The organism is Microbulbifer salipaludis, assembly GCF_017303155.1.
Classification (GTDB): domain Bacteria; phylum Pseudomonadota; class Gammaproteobacteria; order Pseudomonadales; family Cellvibrionaceae; genus Microbulbifer; species Microbulbifer salipaludis.
The window spans coordinates 1182732-1198850 of sequence record NZ_JAEKJR010000002.1; the positions used below are offsets into that span (position 1 = coordinate 1182732).

Genomic DNA, 16119 nt, shown 5'->3' on the forward strand with positions numbered 1-16119 from the left:
AGCGTCGCAGGGAAGCCTGCGGCGTTTCGGCGTTTATCCCGGTGACAGGTACTGCCAATGAATACATGGAACTGCGCGCAACGCCTGCTGTGTCGCGTTTTGCTGACCCTGATGGCCGCTGTCGGTGTGCTGGCCCAAGCTCAGACACAGGCCCAGACGCAGCCCCAGACGCAGCCCCAGACGCAGCCCCAGACGCAGCCCCAGACGCAGGCCAGGTTTGTACTGGGGCCGGTGAGTCGCGACGGGCAGGGGTTGGGGCACCAGCTGGCGAGCTACCCGGTGGATGGCCTGCAGCAGTTTGCATTGCTGCTGTGGCCGGCGGGTAACCGGCCGGCCGCAGGATGGCCGGTGGTGCTATTTGCCCATGGTTTTCATCCCGAGCCGCGCAATTACGGCCGGCTGGCCTCTGGCGAGACCTCGCGTCCCGGGGATTACTACCGCGGCCTGGTCACTGCCTACGCGCGCGCCGGTTTCCTGGTGGTGGCGCCGGACTACCGCGGCCACAACGATTCGGAGGGCGCAGAATACACGCGCCGCCCGCTCGCAGCGCGCTGGTATGCGCGGGATTACGCTGCGGCCCTCGACGGGGTCGAGGGGCTCGAGGGCATTGACCGCGCGCGGGTGTTTGCGGTGGGGCATTCCATGGGCGGCAGCGTGATCGCCCACGCGGCCAGCGCACTGGCCGGGCGGGTACGGGCCGTTTCCCTGTGGTCCACCGCCGCCGTGAGCCGCGCGCTCACGGCCGGGGATGGTGGCCCCGGCGGATTTGCGGCGCTGGATGCGCCGCTGTTACTGCATCACGGCGTTGCCGACCCGGTGACGCCGTTCGCGAACGCCCAGGATCTTGTGCTGGCGCGCCACGAACAGGGCACGCCCTACGCCCTGTATCGCTACGATACGGATGCACACCTGCTGGAAGGGGAGGATTTGCGCAAGGCGCTTGAACTTGATTTCGAGGCTTTTTCTACCTCGGGGCACTAGCCCAAAGTTTGCCCGGCAGTCGCCGGGCTTTTTTATGTCTGCGGTTTGGCCTACTGCGCGGTCCAGCCGCCGTCCACCTTGAGGCTGTCGCCGGTGGTGAGGCTGGCGAGATCGGAGGCCAGGTAGGTCACCGCGTTGGCCACTTCCTGGGTGTTGCCCACGCGCGCCATGGGAATCTTGCTGATGACTTCCTCGTAGAACGCCTTGTTTTCAAACATGGGCGCGGTCAGCGGCGTGCTGATAAAAGTCGGGGCCACAGAATTGACGCGCACACCCTGCGGCGCCAGCTCCACAGCCATGGCCTTGGTCAGCCCTTCGATGGCGTGCTTGGTCATGCAGTAGACGGTGCGGTTGGCGGCGCCGATGTGGCCCATCTGCGAGGTGATGTTGACGATCGAACCGCTGCCCTTGCGCAGCATGACCTCGGCGGCCGCCTGCGCCGACAGAAACGCAGCGCGCACGTTCAGGTTGAGCATCAGGTCAAGGGTGTCCTCGCTCACCTCGGTGATGGGCATTGGCTTGTTGGTGCCCACATTGTTGACCAGTACATCCAGCTGCGGCAGCGCGCGAATCCGCGCGGTGAAGTCGCCGGCGGTGACATCGGTCGCCCAGGTCTCGATCTCGCCGCCGGTCTCGGCGGCCTCTGCCGCGAGTGCGCCGAGGTCATCGGGGTTGCGAGCAACCGCAATGACGTGGGCCCCGCAGGCCGCCAGTGACAGGGCGCAGGCCTTGCCGATGCCCTTGCTCGCACCGGTGACGAGGGCCACCTTGCCGGAGAGGTCAAAAGCGGGACGGTTTGGATTACTCATTGGTGGGCCTCTTGTTTGGTCTGGGTTTGTTCGCTCTCGGGTTGTCGAGTCTGTGCGGGATTTGCCTGCGCCGGTGCGCAGCGGAATCCCGCCATGTCCGCACCGGTGAACAGGCGGGTGTCCCGCGCCAGCGCGCAGGGCACCCCGGGCACGGTGCCGGCCGGTGAGAACCAGGCGTGGCGGCTCACCTTCAGGGAGTGGGTGGTGCCCGGGTATTCGAAGGCGTGGGCTTCGCCGCCGCCGTTGGCAATGGCGCTCTGCAGGGTGCGGTTCCACACGGGCAGCGAATAGTAATCGCGGTCGGAGAAATGCAGGGCCAGCGGCGTGCGAATATGTTTGGCCTGTGGGTAGGCGCTCACCGCCCGGAGTCCGGCCCGCACCCGCGGGTCGTGCTGCACGCTGAGGCGCCCGTCTTCGTCGCGGGTGATGCTGAACGTCGCATCGTCGATACTGAGGCTGTAGCGGTTGATGGTGTCGTACATCTGCCGGTACTTGTCGGCGAGCGCTTCCTCGACCGTTGCCACTGGCCAGCTGTCGCGCTGCCAGGTCCACTGCGCGGGGTGTGGCGTGCTGATCCAGTCTGGTGGAAAGCCAAACACAAAGTCCGCATTGGTGCGGCCGTCCGCGCCGGTGGCGGTGCCGTTCCAGCTGCCGTCCCCGGCGAGAAAGGCCTGCGCGCTGGCCCCCATGGGGCCAAAGGTATTGGCCTGGGTGAACTTGTCCGGGATGTTGCCGGACCAGATGGAGGCGGCGTGGAAGCGGCCGGTGTTGGGGTTGTCGCCAGTGATCGCGAGCGCGGTGAGTGCCGCGTCACCGCCCTGGGAGTGGCCGAGCAGGTTGACCCGCTCGAGGTCCAGTTGCGGCGCCGCGAGGTCGTGCCGGGCCCAGTCCAGTGCGGCGTAACCGGGCAGTGCCGCCAGCAGGTTAACCAGGTCGATGGCGTAGAAGGTCGGCGACAGGTAGCTGCCGTTGTCCCACACCTGCATGAATTCGTGGCCTTCGGCGGGGGTTCCGCCCACCGTGCCGTGGCCGCGGAAGCCGGGGCTCAATACCGCGAAGCCGGCGCGGGTCAGCTCGGCGACGATCTCGCCGTAGAAGGAGTCGCTGTTCAGGCCGAACTGGTAATCGGGTGCGGCCTCGATGCCGACCCAGCCGTGGCTGAAGAGAATTACCGGGAAGCCGTCGTGCGGCGGCGTTCCTCGCGGAATATCGATGCGCGTGTATACCCTGAGCCCGTCGGAGTCGTAGCGGGCCAGCAGGGTATCGGCGTGGGGCAGGGGCGCCGGGCTCGGTCGCTCCAGCAGTGCCAATTCGCTCTGGTACTGGCGCGCGCGCAGGTGGTCGATGCCGAGGGCTGCGAGGTCGTCGATACACACTGCCGGGTTGTTGTGCGGGCACTGATCGTTGGCGCCGTCACTAATAGGGTCGCCGGTAGGGTCGCTGGTGCCGCCGCAACCGACGGCCAGCATAACGATGGCGCTCAGGAAGGCGTGTTTCATGGTCTGGCCCGTTATTCTCGTTGCTGTTTGATCGTCGGGCTGGCTATCAGGCTCGCGGCGCCCGTGGTCGCTGCCGGGGCAGCATATCGCAACGCCCGGCGAGCAGGCGACTGTGGCGGATAATGATTTCGAAGTCAATTGGTGCTTGGGGCCGCCTGATTAGTCACTGACGGCAAGGGGGAATCGAGTCGCGATTCTTTTTGCATTGAATATTGCATTCGAAGTCATTGCGGGTTTACCATCCGGTTTTTCCACATAAAAAGCACAATTTCCGAGAGGCGAGTTATGGCGAAGTACCTGAAACACGGCATGGATGCGGAAACCGTACAGACGAACGACACCAAGGTGCGTGAGATCGTCGAAGGCATCCTGGGTGATATCGAAAAACGCGGTGACGCTGCGGTGCGTGACTTTTCTGGTCAATTCGATAAGTGGGTGCCGGAAAGTTTCCGTCTGAGCGAAGCGCAGATCAAGGCGTGTTACGAGCGCCTGGACGAGTCCGCCATCGAGGACATCCGTTTCGCCCAGGAGCAGGTGCGCAACTTTGCCCAGATCCAGCGCGATTCCATGCTGGACGTGGAGCAGGAGACCCTGCCGGGTGTGTTCCTCGGTCACAAGCACATTCCGATGAACAGCGTTGGCTGCTACGTGCCCGGTGGCAAGTACCCGCTGGTGGCTTCCGCGCACATGAGCGTTGCCACCGCCAAGGTTGCCGGCGTGAAGCGCGTGATCGCCGCGGCGCCGCCATTCAACGGCGAGCCGAACCCGGCCATCGTAGTGGCTATGGACATGGCCGGTGCGGATGAAATTTACTGCTTCGGTGGTGTGCAGGCGATCGGCGCCATGGCGATCGGCACCGAGACCATTGCTCCGGTAGACATGCTGGTTGGCCCGGGCAACGCCTTCGTTGCGGAAGCCAAGCGCCAGCTGTTCGGCCGCGTGGGCATCGACCTGTTTGCCGGCCCTACCGAGACTCTGGTCATCGCCGACGAGACCGTCGACGGTGAGCTGTGTGCTACCGACCTGCTGGGCCAGGCCGAGCACGGCGTCAACTCCCCGGCGGTTCTGCTGACCAACTCCGAGAAGCTGGCCCAGGACACCCTGGTAGAAATCGAGAAGCAGCTGCAGACTTTGCCCACCGCGGAAGTAGCTGGCAAGGCGTGGGAAGACTACGGCCAGATCATCCTGTGTGATTCCTACGAGGAGATGGTGCAGGTGGCTGACGATATCGCCTCCGAGCACGTGCAGGTAATGACCCGCGACCCGAACTACTTCCTCGAGAACATGACCAACTACGGGGCGCTTTTCCTCGGTGCGGAGACCAACGTCTCCTACGGTGACAAGGTGATCGGCACCAACCACACTTTGCCAACGAAGAAAGCCGCGCGATATACTGGCGGCCTCTGGGTTGGCAAATTCATCAAGACCTGTACCTACCAGCGCGTAACCCCTGAAGCTTCAGCCATGGTCGGTGAATACTGCTCCCGCCTGTGTGCCCTTGAAGGGTTTGCTGGTCACAAGGCGCAGGCAGACATTCGTGTTCGCCGTTATGGAAAAAAAGAAATCGCCGAATAAAGCCGCTTCCTCACCGGAAGCAGGAGTGCCGCGTGGGCGCGTGACATCCTATGATGTGGCGGCCCACGCGGGTGTTTCCCAATCGGCGGTTTCCCGCTGTTTCAAGTCCGGTGCCAGCGTATCGAAAAAGATGCGCGACCGGGTGATGAAGGCAGTGGAGGAGCTCGGCTACCGCCCCAACGCTATTGCGCGCGGCCTGATTACACGGCGCTCCAATATGGTGGGGGTGGTGGTTTCCAACCTGAATTTCTACCCGGAAGTCCTGTCCGAACTCAACAAGCGCTTTATTGCCCGCGGCGTGCATGTGCTGCTGTTCTCTCTCGACCAGGAGAGCGATGTGGGCAGTATCCTCGAGCAGATGTGGCAATACCCCCTCGACGGCGTGATCGCTGCGGCACACCTGGCGCCGGAGCAGATCGCCATGTTCGATGAGCGCGGTGTACCACTGATTTTTTACAATCGCTCCTATCAGGATATTCCGGTCAGTTCGGTCTGCTGTGACCAGTCTGAAGGAGAGCGCATGCTGGTGAGCCAGTTGGCCGCCAACAGCGCACACCAGCTGTTTGGCATTGTTGCCGGTCCGAGGGATTCTGTGGTGAGCATGCAGCGAACCGAGGGCGCCAAGCAGCGGCTGGCGGAACTTGGGATTACCGAAGTGCAGGTGGTGCCCGGTGACTACACCTACGAGTCCGGCCGGCGCGCGATATCGCACCTGGTCGAAGCGTGCGGGCGGGTGCCGGATGCCGTTATCTGCGCAAACGACATGATGGCCATGGGCTGCATGGACGAGTTGCGCTTCAAGCACGACCTGGACGTGCCCGGGGATGTTTCGGTGGTCGGCTTCGATGGCGTCAAGGCGGCGAGCTGGGCGAGCTTCAACCTCACCACTGTGGCGCAGCCGGTGGAGAGTATGGCCGAAGCGGCGGTGACCATGCTGCTGGAGCGGGTGGACAACTCGGAGATGCCACCGGAGAAGCGTACCTTTTCTGGTGTGTTGCGCGCGGGCGGGTCCATTCGGCGCTGACCGGGGCCAATTGGGGTAAAAAATTTATGAACGATTGCATTCGAAGTACGCTTGCGGGAAGCGGCGGATTGCCGGTGGTGCTGCTGCCGGGCACCCTCTGTGACGGGCGCATGTGGCGGCACCAGCGCGCGGCACTGGGTGCGCAGGCGCCGGTGCTGGTGGGCAGCATGACCGGGGCGGATTCCATTCAGGGTCTGGCCAGTGGCCTGCTGGCGGCGCTGCCGCCACGCTTCGCGCTGGCCGGCTTTTCCATGGGCGGCATCGTGGCGCTGGAGATGCTGCGCCAGGCCCCCGAGCGTATTGCCGGTCTCGCGCTGCTGGATACCAATTATGGGGAAGACCTGCCCGAGCGCGCCGCGGCCCGCGAGGGGCAGGTGGCCGACGCACTGGCCGGCGGGCTCACCGGGCTGGTGCGCGGGCAGTTGCTGCCGAATTACTTTGCCGCGGCCAACCGCGACAATCCCGCGCTCGCGCAGGAAGTGGTCGATATGGCGGAGGCGGTGGGTGAGCTGGCGTTTGTGCATCAGGCGCGTGCGCTTGGCACGCGCACAGAGAGCCTGGGTCTGCTGGGCGAATTTGCCGCGCCGGCGCTGGTGCTGTGCGGTAAGGAGGATCTCATCTGCCCGGTGGCGATGCACGAGGCGATGGCCGCGGCACTGCCCCAGGCGGAGCTGGTGGTGGTCCCGGATGCCGGCCACATGGCGCCCATCGAGCAGCCGCAGGCGGTCTCTGATGCCCTGGGCCGCTGGCTGGAACACGTTTTACAAAAAGAGGTGACGCCGTGAGCGCGCAACAGACTTTCAAGGAGCAGCTGGCCGGTAAGGCGCTGGTTGTCGGCACTTTTCAGAAAACTCCGTCCTCCATGGTGAGCGAGGTGCTCGGCCTGACCGACCTGGACGTGGTGTGCCTGGATGCAGAGCACTCGCCCTTTGATCGCATGGCCATTGACCAGTGTGTGTTCGCGCTGCGCGCCGCCGGCAAACCGTCGCTGGTGCGGGTGCCGTCGGCACAGCCCGAGCACCTGCTGAACGCGCTCGATTGCGGCGCGACCGGCGTGGTGGTGCCCCATGTGACCTCCGCCGACATGGCGCGTGAGGTGGCGGCGGCGAGCCACTTCGGTGCCGGCGGCCGCGGCTACGCTGGCTCTACCCGGGCAGCGGGCTACACCACCAAGCCGATGCCGGCGCACAAGCGCGACAGCGCCGCGCAGACCGTGGTGTTTGCGCAGATCGAGGATATCGAGGCGGTGGAGTGCATCGATGAGATCGCCGCCGTGGACGGCATCGATTGCCTGTTCGTGGGTCGTATCGATCTGACGGTGGCCTACGGTGCGGCGTCGCCGAAAGAGGGAGTAGTGGTCGACGCGGTGGAGCGCATCTGCGCCGCCGGCGCCAGGTACGGTCGCCCGGTGGGGATGTTTGTCGGCGACCTGTCGGAAATTCCCCACTGGCGCGAGCGCGGTGCCAGCGTGTTCCTGCTGTCGTCCGACCACAACTTCATGCTGTCCGGTGCGGCGGCGCTGCGGGAAAAGGTCACCCCGTAATTCGGTAAAAGCGCGCGGCGTTGTCGAACAGCATCTGCCGGCGCGCCGTGTCTCCAGTGCCTTCCAGTAGGCTGAAATACGCCTGCCACAGTTCGCTGTAACCGCGGTACAGTTTGTCCACCGGGAAATTGGAACCGAACATTACCCGTGCCTCGCCAAAGCAGTCGATGACGTGATCGGTGATCGGGCGCAAGCCGTCCACCGTCCATTCCGGGTTGAACATGCCCAGCCCCGAAATCTTGCAGTGCACATTGGGCAGTTGCGCCAGCGCACGCAGGCCCATCTTCCACGCCTCCCAGCCACTGCCGCTTTGCTCCCAGGGGGAACCCGCGTGGCACAGGGCCACCGGCAGTTGCGGCAGGCGGCGCAGTACTCGCAGCAGTGCCGGCATTTGCTGGGGCACCATCTGCAGGTCAAAGCTGAGTCCCATTTCTGCCAGCGCCCCCAGGTTCTGTTGCCAGTGTGGGCTGCCCAATAACTGCCCGCTGCCGTTGCGGGCATCCTCGGAGGCGTGGCGCCCGACAATCTGGCGGATGCCGCGCACCCCGGCGAATTGCCGCTGCGCCTCGAGCTGCGCGGGGGCATCAATCGCATCCAGGTCACAGAAGGCGACCAGCGCCGCGGGCCCCTGTGGCAGGCTGTCGAGCCAGCGGGTTTCCGCTAGGCCGTCGGCCGCGCCCACCTGCACGTGCACCGAGTGGGCAGGGCGGAACTGTGTCGATTCGCCGAGAAAATCCGCCATCAGGTAGTTTTTCTGGATGGGTGCAGGGTCGCCAAAGAAGCGCCGTTCGCCGCGGGCCATCAGCCAGGGATAGTGCACCGCCTGCAGGTCCCAGAGGTGGTGGTGGGCGTCGATGAACTTCAGCGTGTCAGCAGTCACAGGACCTCCATTGCAATTCCAGAGGGGGCAGCTTAGCCGATCGCAAAAACATCTTGTATCAATTTTGCATTCGAAGTACATTTTCCCCTGACGCAATCATAACTGCGCGGGGACAGGGTTCGCCGCCAGAAAAATAAGATGGAGTGAGCAGACGATGAGCAACGTTTGGACAGTGGAGAAAATGGCCGCGGAGCGGTTGGTGCGGTACCGAGACCTGAAGCCCTGCCGCAATGCGTTCGTGGATACCTACACTCCGGGCAGCAACCAGAAAGAGAATTTCACCATCATCGGCCCCGGCGTGGCCGAGCATCCCGACCAGCATGTGCATATTGCCGAGCCGCACGGCTTCAACATCGGTGGTGCGCGCCAGCCGAACGGTTGTCTGAATTCGCAGCACAGCCACGAAACCGAAGAAGTGTTCATCGTGCACAGCGGTCGCTGGGCATTCCGCTGGGGCGACTGCAGCCAGGACGGTGAGGCGGTGCTCGAAGCCGGCGACTGCATCAGTATCCCGCCGCGCGTGTTCCGCGGTTTTGAAAACGTCGGTGATGGCACCGGTTACCTGTTCGCAGTACTGGGTCGCGACGACCCGGGCCATGTGACCTGGGCGCCGGACGTATTCGAGAAGGCGAAAGACTACGGTCTGGTCCTGCTGGAGAACGGCAGCCTGGTGGATACCACCAAGGGTGAGACAGTCCCTGCCGGTGTGCAGCCGATGAAGCCCACCGACCAGGAAATCATCGACGCACACCGCCGCATGACGCTGGTGGAGATGGCCAGTTGCGTGGTGCCTTACGCGGAGCAGACCCGCTTTGCCGGCTCGGACCTGGCTGCGCAGGGCGAGGGCGTGAGTGAGAGCCCGCTGATTGGTATGTCCAACCCGGACGAGGGCATTGCCGCGTCCAAGTTGACCTGGCGCCACGGCTTTGCCCTGCGCCGTTTTGATTTTGCCCATGGCGGCAGTACACCGACCTACAGCCGCGCGGAAGCAGAGGTGATCTACCTGTTCCGCGGTTCCCTGACCTTTGCCTGGGACGGCGGCGAGCTGGTGCTGGAAGAGGGCGACGTACTGACCGTGCCCAAGGGGCTGGCGCGCTCTCTGGCGAGCCCGGAGGGTGAATCGGTGGTGTATATCGTGCGCGGTGCGGATTACCCCGAAGCCGCCACGCTCGTGCCGGTTGAAGCCGAGGCCTCCGTGGCCTGATCTTATTTCCACCGCGATGTACAGACTATGCACACAATAATAATGCAGATGTACGGGGCCGCCGCAGCGGCCCCTTCCAGTAGTGGTGCCGTCGCCAGTGCGATCGCACCGCTGCTGACCGAAGATGTGACCTTTTGCGCCGCTCACCCGATTAACGACCTGCAGGGCTCAGCGCAGGTGGCTGAACAGTTCTTTGCGCCGCTGCTGGCGGCTATGCCGGATCTCGAGCGCAAGGAATACATTGCGGTTCCCGGTGAGTTCCAGGGCAAGCAGTGGGTCAACGGTACCGGCTACCTGATGGGTACTTTTGCCGGGGACCTGTTCGGCATCCCGGCGAGCAACGCGCCGGCCTACCTGCGCTATACCGAAATGGTGCGCTTCGAGGGCGAGCGGATCGCCGAGTACTATGTGATCCTCGATTTCCTCGACCTGATGACTCAGGTGGGGGTAAACCCGCTGCGCCCGGGCCTCGGTTTTCCCGGCCTGGTGCCGCCGCCGTCGGATACCAGCCTGGGGCTGGTGCCGGGCACGGCGGCAGAGGGGCGGGCCAGTATCGAGCTGATCGAGGCGATGCTCGACTGCCTCGGTGGCTACGACGGCAAGTCCCTGCACAGCATGGCGCTGGCGGAGTACTGGACGCCGGACTTCATGTGGTACGGGCCGGCCGGTATCGGCACCACGCGCGGTATCGATGGCTTCCGCCGCCAGCACCAGGGCCCGTTCCTGCGGGCTTTCCCGGATCGCGTGGTCGACCGCAAGCAGAACCTGGTGGGTTGTGGCAATTACGCGTCCACCGGCGGCTGGCCGCACATGACCGCGACCCACAGTGGCGAGGGCTGGCTCGGCCTGGCACCCAGTGGGCGCACCATCAAACTGCGCGTGATGGACATCTGGCGCCGCGAGGGAGGCCTGCTCAGGGAAAACTGGGTGGGGATCGATATCATTCACATGCTCAAGCAGCTGGGACTGGATGTGTTTGAGCAGATGCGCCAGCTGCAGGAGCGGGGTCAGCGCTATGTCTGAATTTGGTTTGCTCAACTGGGTGGTACTCAGCGCCTACCTTGCAGTCAGCATCGGTATCGGTGCGGCCATGGGGCGCAAGGTGCACTCGTCACAGGATTTTTTCCTCGGTGACCGCAGTATCCCCTGGTGGGCCATTGGTATTTCCGTGGTCAGCACCTACGTCAGTGCGCTGACGTTCCTCGGTGGGCCGGCCTGGGCCTACACCGACGGCCTGTCGGTGATGGCGATTCACCTGAACTATCCGCTGGTTATCTTTCTGGTGGTCAGTTTCTTCCTGCCGTTTTTCTACAACAGCGGCGTGGCCTCCATTTACGAATATCAGGAAAAGCGCTTCGGCGCGACGTCCCGCTGCGTGATGGCGGGTGTGTTCCTGATTTCGCAGACCCTGACCACGGCGGCGGTGCTTTATGCCACTTCGCTGGTGCTGGAATTCATTACCGGGGTGCCGGTGCAAACCTGCATCGCCATTGTCACGGTTGCGGCACTGCTGTACACGATGATGGGCGGTCTTGCGGCCGTGATCTGGACGGATGTGGTGCAGGCGGGAATCCTGTTTGCGGGTGCGTTTATTATCGTGTTTCAGCTGCTTGACCAGTTGCCTGTGCCCTTGGCGACGGCGCTGTCCGAACTGAAAGGGCAGGGCATGACCAATGCCATCGTCACCGATCTGGATTTTTCCAATGTCACCACGGTTTGGTCCGGTGTCATCGCCATGACGTTGTTCCATGTCACCATTTACGGTGCCAACCAGATGATGGTGCAGCGTTCGCTTGCGGCAAAGAACATCGGTGACGCCAAGAAATCCATGATGATGATGGGTTACGGCGCGTTCTTTATTTACTTCCTGTTTATTGCGCTCGGTGTGCTGTTCTATTTTTTCTATCAGGGCAAAGAGTTCGAGAACGGCAACACCATTATCCTGCAGTTTGCGGCGGAGTACGGGTTCCCCGGTCTGATGGGCCTGATTGCGGCGGCGGTGCTGGCAGCCAGTATGTCGAGCCTGGACTCGGCACTGAATTCCATGTCGACTGTGTCCACCCTGGATTTCTACAAGCGCTTCTACCGCAGGGATGCCGATGACCGGCACTACCTGGTGGTGTCGCGCCTGTTCACCATTTTCTGGGCGGCGCTGATCATCATCCCCGCACTGATGTTCGCCTCCAGCACCGGCAGCATCCTCGAGATCCTGAGCAAGCTGGGTTCCTACTTTGTAGGTGCCAAACTTAGCATGTTCGCGCTGGGGTTCTTCTCCAAGAACACCACCGAGCGCGGCCTGTTGGTCGGCGTGGCCGTGGGCTTTGCGGTGCTGATCTGGGTAGCCAATTACACCGATGTGGCCTGGCCCTGGTATGCGGCCATCGGCGGGGTGGTAAATATGGTGGTGTCCTATGTGGCCAGCCGCATCCTCGATGGCACCCAGGCGGAATACTCCGAGTACACCATTGCCGGGCAGAAGAAACTGTTTGCTGAAACCGGGCGTGCAGAACGGGAGGGCAACTGGTTTGTCGTTCCCGGACGGGTCGACCGCCAGGCGTATGGCCTGCTGGTCTTCTTTGTCTTGTCCATTGCCTTCCTGGTGGTTTTTAACCTGAGTATTTCCTGAATTTGATTGTGCGGGCGCACCCGATGGTGCGCCCATTTTTTGTAGAGTTTGTACAAGCCATGAAAGACTATTTTGACAACGCACCCGCGAAGGGCCCCGAAGGTAACATGCGCGGTTTCGATGCGGAGTTTACCGATATCGTCGACTATATCCTTCGCATTACCTACCGCATTTGGGAGGGCAAGCAGGTCGGCCTGTGCCACGACTATTACTCCGAGGACTGCCCGGTGTACACCCTCGGCGGGTATGTGGAGGGGGCCGAGGTGGTGATGCAGAACACCCTCAAGACCCTGTCGGGCTACCCGGACCGCACCCTGCACGCAGACAACATTATCTGGGGCGGCGATGACGTGACGGGCTACCACTCCTCGCACCTGATCTGCACCAACATGACCAATCTGGGGCCAAATGAATTCGGCCCGGCGACCGGCAAGCGCGTGCAGATCCAGGTGATCGCCCACTGTGTGTGCAAGGACAACAAGATTGTCGAAGAGTGGCTGGTGCGCGACAACTATTCACTGGCCGAGCAGCTCGGCTACGAGCCCCTTGAGGTGGCTACCCAGCTGGCGCAGAAGCCACTGGACCCGGCCAGCACATTCGCCAAGTGGCTCACCAGCGAGCACCAGCGTGTTTCCGCCAGCGGCCGCGAGCGCACAGCCTATCCGTCCGTGACCGAGGACCGCGCCGGCTTTATCGCGACCGCACTGCACAATATCTGGAACGCACGCATGCTGGGTGACTGCAATCTGGTGTACGCCGAAAACGCACGCCTGCACGCCTCGGCTCGCGACGACCTGGAAGGGGTAACCAGCATTTCCCGCTTTTACATGGAAATCCTCGGTGCGATGCCGGATGCGAAGATTTCGGCGGACTACAGCTGTGTGAATTCCATGAACGATGCCGACCCGCACGTCGCCGTGCGCTGGGTCATCGCCGGCCACCACACCGGCAACGGCCGCTGGGGCGAGGCTACTGGCGCGCCGCTTCTGATCCTGGGCGAGAGCCACTACCGCTTCGAGGGCGGCAAGGTGGTCGAGGAGTGGTTGGTATTCGACGAACTGGCGGTGCTGACTCAGGTGCAGCGCGCGCGCCTGGCGCAGGTGCAAGGCCAGGAGTAATTCGCAGGCACCCTGGGTGGATGGTGTGCCCGCGTGCTGCAAGGCAGGGAGCCTGCGGCAAAGGTCGACCGGTAGCGGGTCAGGAAGAGACCGGACCGGAAGGTCGCGTTTGTAAAAAGATTTGACTGCTTTTTGCATCCGAAGTACAAGGTGCATAGGGATCTGGTGGTGATATATTGCACAGCCGCTGAATTCCACGCGACACAGGATGGGTTGCGCTTTGCACGCTGGAGTAGACCGTGTTTTAGGTAATAGAGAGCAAAGCTATGTACAACGATAACAACCGCGCTTTTCATCGCAATTTACTGGCCGCATCCATTGTGGCAGCCGCGGCTGGCAGCCCGGTAGCCTTCGCGCAGGACCAGGAGCAGAGTCGTACCGTCGAAGAAGTGATGGTCACCGCCACCAAGCGCGAAACCAGCTTGCAGGAAACACCGGTGGCAGTGACCGCGGTATCCGGCGAGATGCTCACGGAGCTGGGCATCCAGAGCAGTGTTGATCTGGTCAAGGTGGCACCGGGCCTGAAAGTGTCCTGGCAGGGCCCCTGGCCCAGCTTCAAAATGCGCGGCGGCGGCGTGGCCGGCCTGAACGGCGCGGCAGTCCCTCTCTACACCAACGGCCTCGCCGGCGGCACCAGCTGGGCCGGCTGGCTCGATGTAGAGCGCGTTGAAGTGATGCGCGGCCCGCAGGGCACTTTGTATGGTGCCAACACCCTGGGTGGCCTGGTGAACATCATCCACAAGAAACCGGATACCGAGGCCTTCGATTATGGCGTATCGGTAACCGCCGGTGACTACGGCCTGTTCAAGCAGGAAGGTTTTGTTAACCTGCCGTTGTCGGACAAACTGGCCGTGCGCCTGACCGCCAGTAATACCGATCAGGACCCGCTGATTGAGAACAAGGGCAACCCCGAGGGCGGCCTGCGTGACGAAAACAACCACTACGTGCGCGCCCAGGTATTCTTCGCGCCCACCGACACAGTGGATATGAACCTGTCCTACAGCAAATGGGACAACGACTCCATGGGTAACGCCAACTACGGCTACCACTATGTGGGCATCCCCATCAATTCTGACACCGGCCGCGCGTCCCCCTTCGGCGATGTGCTGGACCCGCGCAAGGGCACCATTGCGGGCAACACGGCTGCCGGTGGCCGCACTTATCACAACGGTAACCCGGGTACCAACCCCACCGGTTACTACGAAGTGACGGGTGACTTTGAGAACACCTGGCAGAACGAAACCGAAGCCCTGGAATTTGAACTGAACTGGGACATCGGTTTTGCCGACCTGACCCTGCGCGCGCGCCACAGTGAATCCGAGAACCTGAATGTCTGGGATGTGGACCAGAGCGACGCCATTGATCCCGCCCTGTGGGACCCGCGCACCTACGCCGACTCCGGTTGGGTCAGCGGCCGCCGCTGGACTGGTGTGATCGACGGCAACACCAGCGTAAGCGAAGGCGACCAGGTAGACGTGGTACTGAACTCCAAGTCCGACGGTGCTTTCCGCTGGGGCCTGGGTTTCTACTGGTCTGACGCCTCCGACCCGGACAAAAACAACGGCACCTACGTCTGGGCTTACAATGACGCCAACGACATGAGTGCCAACTACGTGCCGTCCTGGACCTACTGGGACTTCTACGGCAGCAAGTCGCGGGCGATCTACGCGAATGCGGAATACGATATTTCCGACGACCTGACTGTGTCTGCCGGCATCCGTCGCCAGGAAGACTCCGGCTTTGGTTACCGCAACTACAGCGCTGACCCCAACTGGTGCTGGTGTTACTCCGCACCGGCCTCCTACGTGAAGCCCGTTTCCGGCTACACCGATGCCAGCTACTACACCGAAACCGCGGAGTGGTCGCGCAACGAGTACAACGATGTCGGTCATACCGACTACAAGCTGGCGTTCAACTACGTCCTGAACGATGCCATCAACCTGTACGGCAGCTTCTCCACCGGTTACATCCCCGGCGGCGCCTCTGGCACCCAGATTCTGGATCCCAACGAGCTGGACGCCTTCGAATTCGGTATGAAGTCCGACCTGAGCGACAGCCTGCGTCTGAACGCGGCGCTGTACCACAGCGAGTACACCGGGCTCTCCTACACCGTGTACGAGCAGACGGCGAACACCATCCTGGCTCGCCAGGAGTCCGGCGGCAGCCTGAGCTCCCAGGGCCTGGAAGTGGAACTGTTGTGGATGCCCACCGATGCCCTGACCGTCAATGCGGGCCTGGTGCTGGATGACACTACCCTGGACGAGTACGCGCTGACCGAGTCGCGCTTCTTTGAGGGGCCGTATAACGAGGAGGGTGGCTACTACCCGGTACGCGTTGGCCGCAGTGGCTGGTTCGCCGACGGTGACACCGATCGCCCGGTCGCGCCGCCGACCTACATCCTCGATGGTAAAGAGGCCGCGTTTTCACCGAGCTACATCGTGAACCTCGACGTGTCTTATATGCTGGACCTGGGCAACCTGGGTATGCTCATCCCGGGTGTCACTTTCTATCACCAGGCGGACTACAAGACCATGAACGAGGAATTCCCGTTCAGCCGCCAGGATGGTTATACCACCATGGACCTGCGCGCCACCTGGGAGACGCCGGTTGAAAACCTGTCTGTGAAGGCCTATGTCAACAACGCTACCGACGAGTTGTACAAGGTTTCGCAGAACGTGTTCAGTAACGGTCGCATCATGGCGGACTATGGTCGTCAGCGCACCGCTGGGATCCGTGTAGGCTACAACTTCTAAAGGGGCTTTCCCTTTCGGCCAGGGATGGCTGTTACGCTGAAAAGCCACGCCTCTGCGCGTGGCTTTTTTCTTGGCCTGTTTCCCGATTCACTTATTGGCACGCGACG

13 protein-coding genes are annotated in these 16119 nt (G+C 62.6%); 10 read left to right on the forward strand and 3 right to left on the reverse strand.

The genetic code is table 11. The features are described from left to right. Positions 1-57 precede the first annotated feature (57 nt). Positions 58-981, forward strand: a complete 924-nt coding sequence (locus tag JF535_RS10650) for an alpha/beta hydrolase family protein (RefSeq protein WP_207001919.1) — start codon at positions 58-60, stop codon at positions 979-981. Between the two features lie 50 nt (positions 982-1031). Here JF535_RS10650 and JF535_RS10655 read toward each other — a convergent pair whose 3' ends face one another. Both JF535_RS10655 and JF535_RS10660 read right to left on the reverse strand, forming a co-directional pair. After that, the gene (locus JF535_RS10655; RefSeq protein ID WP_207001922.1) at positions 1032-1790 is read right to left on the reverse strand and encodes an SDR family NAD(P)-dependent oxidoreductase; all 759 of its coding nucleotides are present in this window, start codon (positions 1788-1790) and stop codon (positions 1032-1034) included. Next, complete coding sequence (locus JF535_RS10660) at positions 1787-3289, reverse strand: alpha/beta hydrolase family protein (RefSeq protein WP_207001924.1); 1503 nt, start codon at positions 3287-3289, stop codon at positions 1787-1789. Before JF535_RS10660 ends, JF535_RS10655 begins: the two co-directional genes overlap by 4 nt. 285 nt (positions 3290-3574) lie before the next feature. Between JF535_RS10660 and hisD the strand changes: the two genes are divergently transcribed. The 4 genes from hisD to JF535_RS10680 are packed head-to-tail and all read left to right on the forward strand — an operon-like array spanning position 3575 to position 7431. Then, complete coding sequence (gene hisD, locus JF535_RS10665) at positions 3575-4864, forward strand: histidinol dehydrogenase (protein ID WP_242523792.1); 1290 nt, start codon at positions 3575-3577, stop codon at positions 4862-4864. Between the two features lie 40 nt (positions 4865-4904). Then, positions 4905-5888 (forward strand): substrate-binding domain-containing protein, encoded by a 984-nt coding sequence (locus JF535_RS10670; RefSeq protein ID WP_207001926.1) that lies wholly within the window; start codon positions 4905-4907, stop codon positions 5886-5888. 26 nt (positions 5889-5914) lie between these two features. Beyond that, positions 5915-6673: an alpha/beta fold hydrolase gene (locus JF535_RS10675; RefSeq protein WP_207001928.1), complete on the forward strand. Its 759-nt coding sequence runs from the start codon at positions 5915-5917 to the stop codon at positions 6671-6673. After that, positions 6670-7431 carry an aldolase/citrate lyase family protein gene (locus JF535_RS10680; RefSeq protein WP_207001930.1) on the forward strand — a complete coding sequence of 254 codons (762 nt, stop codon included), beginning with the start codon at positions 6670-6672 and terminating at the stop codon, positions 7429-7431. The genes JF535_RS10675 and JF535_RS10680 overlap by 4 nt, the downstream gene beginning before the upstream one ends. Here JF535_RS10680 and JF535_RS10685 read toward each other — a convergent pair. Beyond that, complete coding sequence (locus tag JF535_RS10685) at positions 7421-8311, reverse strand: amidohydrolase family protein (protein ID WP_207001932.1); 891 nt, start codon at positions 8309-8311, stop codon at positions 7421-7423. The two genes, JF535_RS10680 and JF535_RS10685, sit on opposite strands and share 11 nt — an antisense overlap. Positions 8312-8465: 154 nt before the next feature. Between JF535_RS10685 and JF535_RS10690 the strand changes: the two genes are divergently transcribed. The 5 genes from JF535_RS10690 to JF535_RS10710 all read left to right on the forward strand — a co-directional run bounded on the left by JF535_RS10690 (position 8466) and on the right by JF535_RS10710 (position 16012). Next, positions 8466-9515 (forward strand): cupin domain-containing protein, encoded by a 1050-nt coding sequence (locus JF535_RS10690; protein WP_207001934.1) that lies wholly within the window; start codon positions 8466-8468, stop codon positions 9513-9515. A gap of 27 nt (positions 9516-9542) precedes the next feature. Further along, positions 9543-10538 carry an ester cyclase gene (locus JF535_RS10695; protein ID WP_242523794.1) on the forward strand — a complete coding sequence of 332 codons (996 nt, stop codon included), beginning with the start codon at positions 9543-9545 and terminating at the stop codon, positions 10536-10538. Continuing rightward, positions 10531-12141, forward strand: coding sequence for a sodium:solute symporter family protein (locus JF535_RS10700; protein WP_207001936.1), 1611 nt, complete (start codon positions 10531-10533; stop codon positions 12139-12141). The genes JF535_RS10695 and JF535_RS10700 overlap by 8 nt, the downstream gene beginning before the upstream one ends. 59 nt (positions 12142-12200) lie before the next feature. Beyond that, positions 12201-13259 carry an ester cyclase gene (locus tag JF535_RS10705; protein ID WP_207001938.1) on the forward strand — a complete coding sequence of 353 codons (1059 nt, stop codon included), beginning with the start codon at positions 12201-12203 and terminating at the stop codon, positions 13257-13259. A 266-nt stretch (positions 13260-13525) separates the two neighbouring features. Beyond that, positions 13526-16012, forward strand: a complete 2487-nt coding sequence (locus JF535_RS10710) for a TonB-dependent receptor (protein WP_207001940.1) — start codon at positions 13526-13528, stop codon at positions 16010-16012. Positions 16013-16119: the final 107 nt, after the last annotated feature.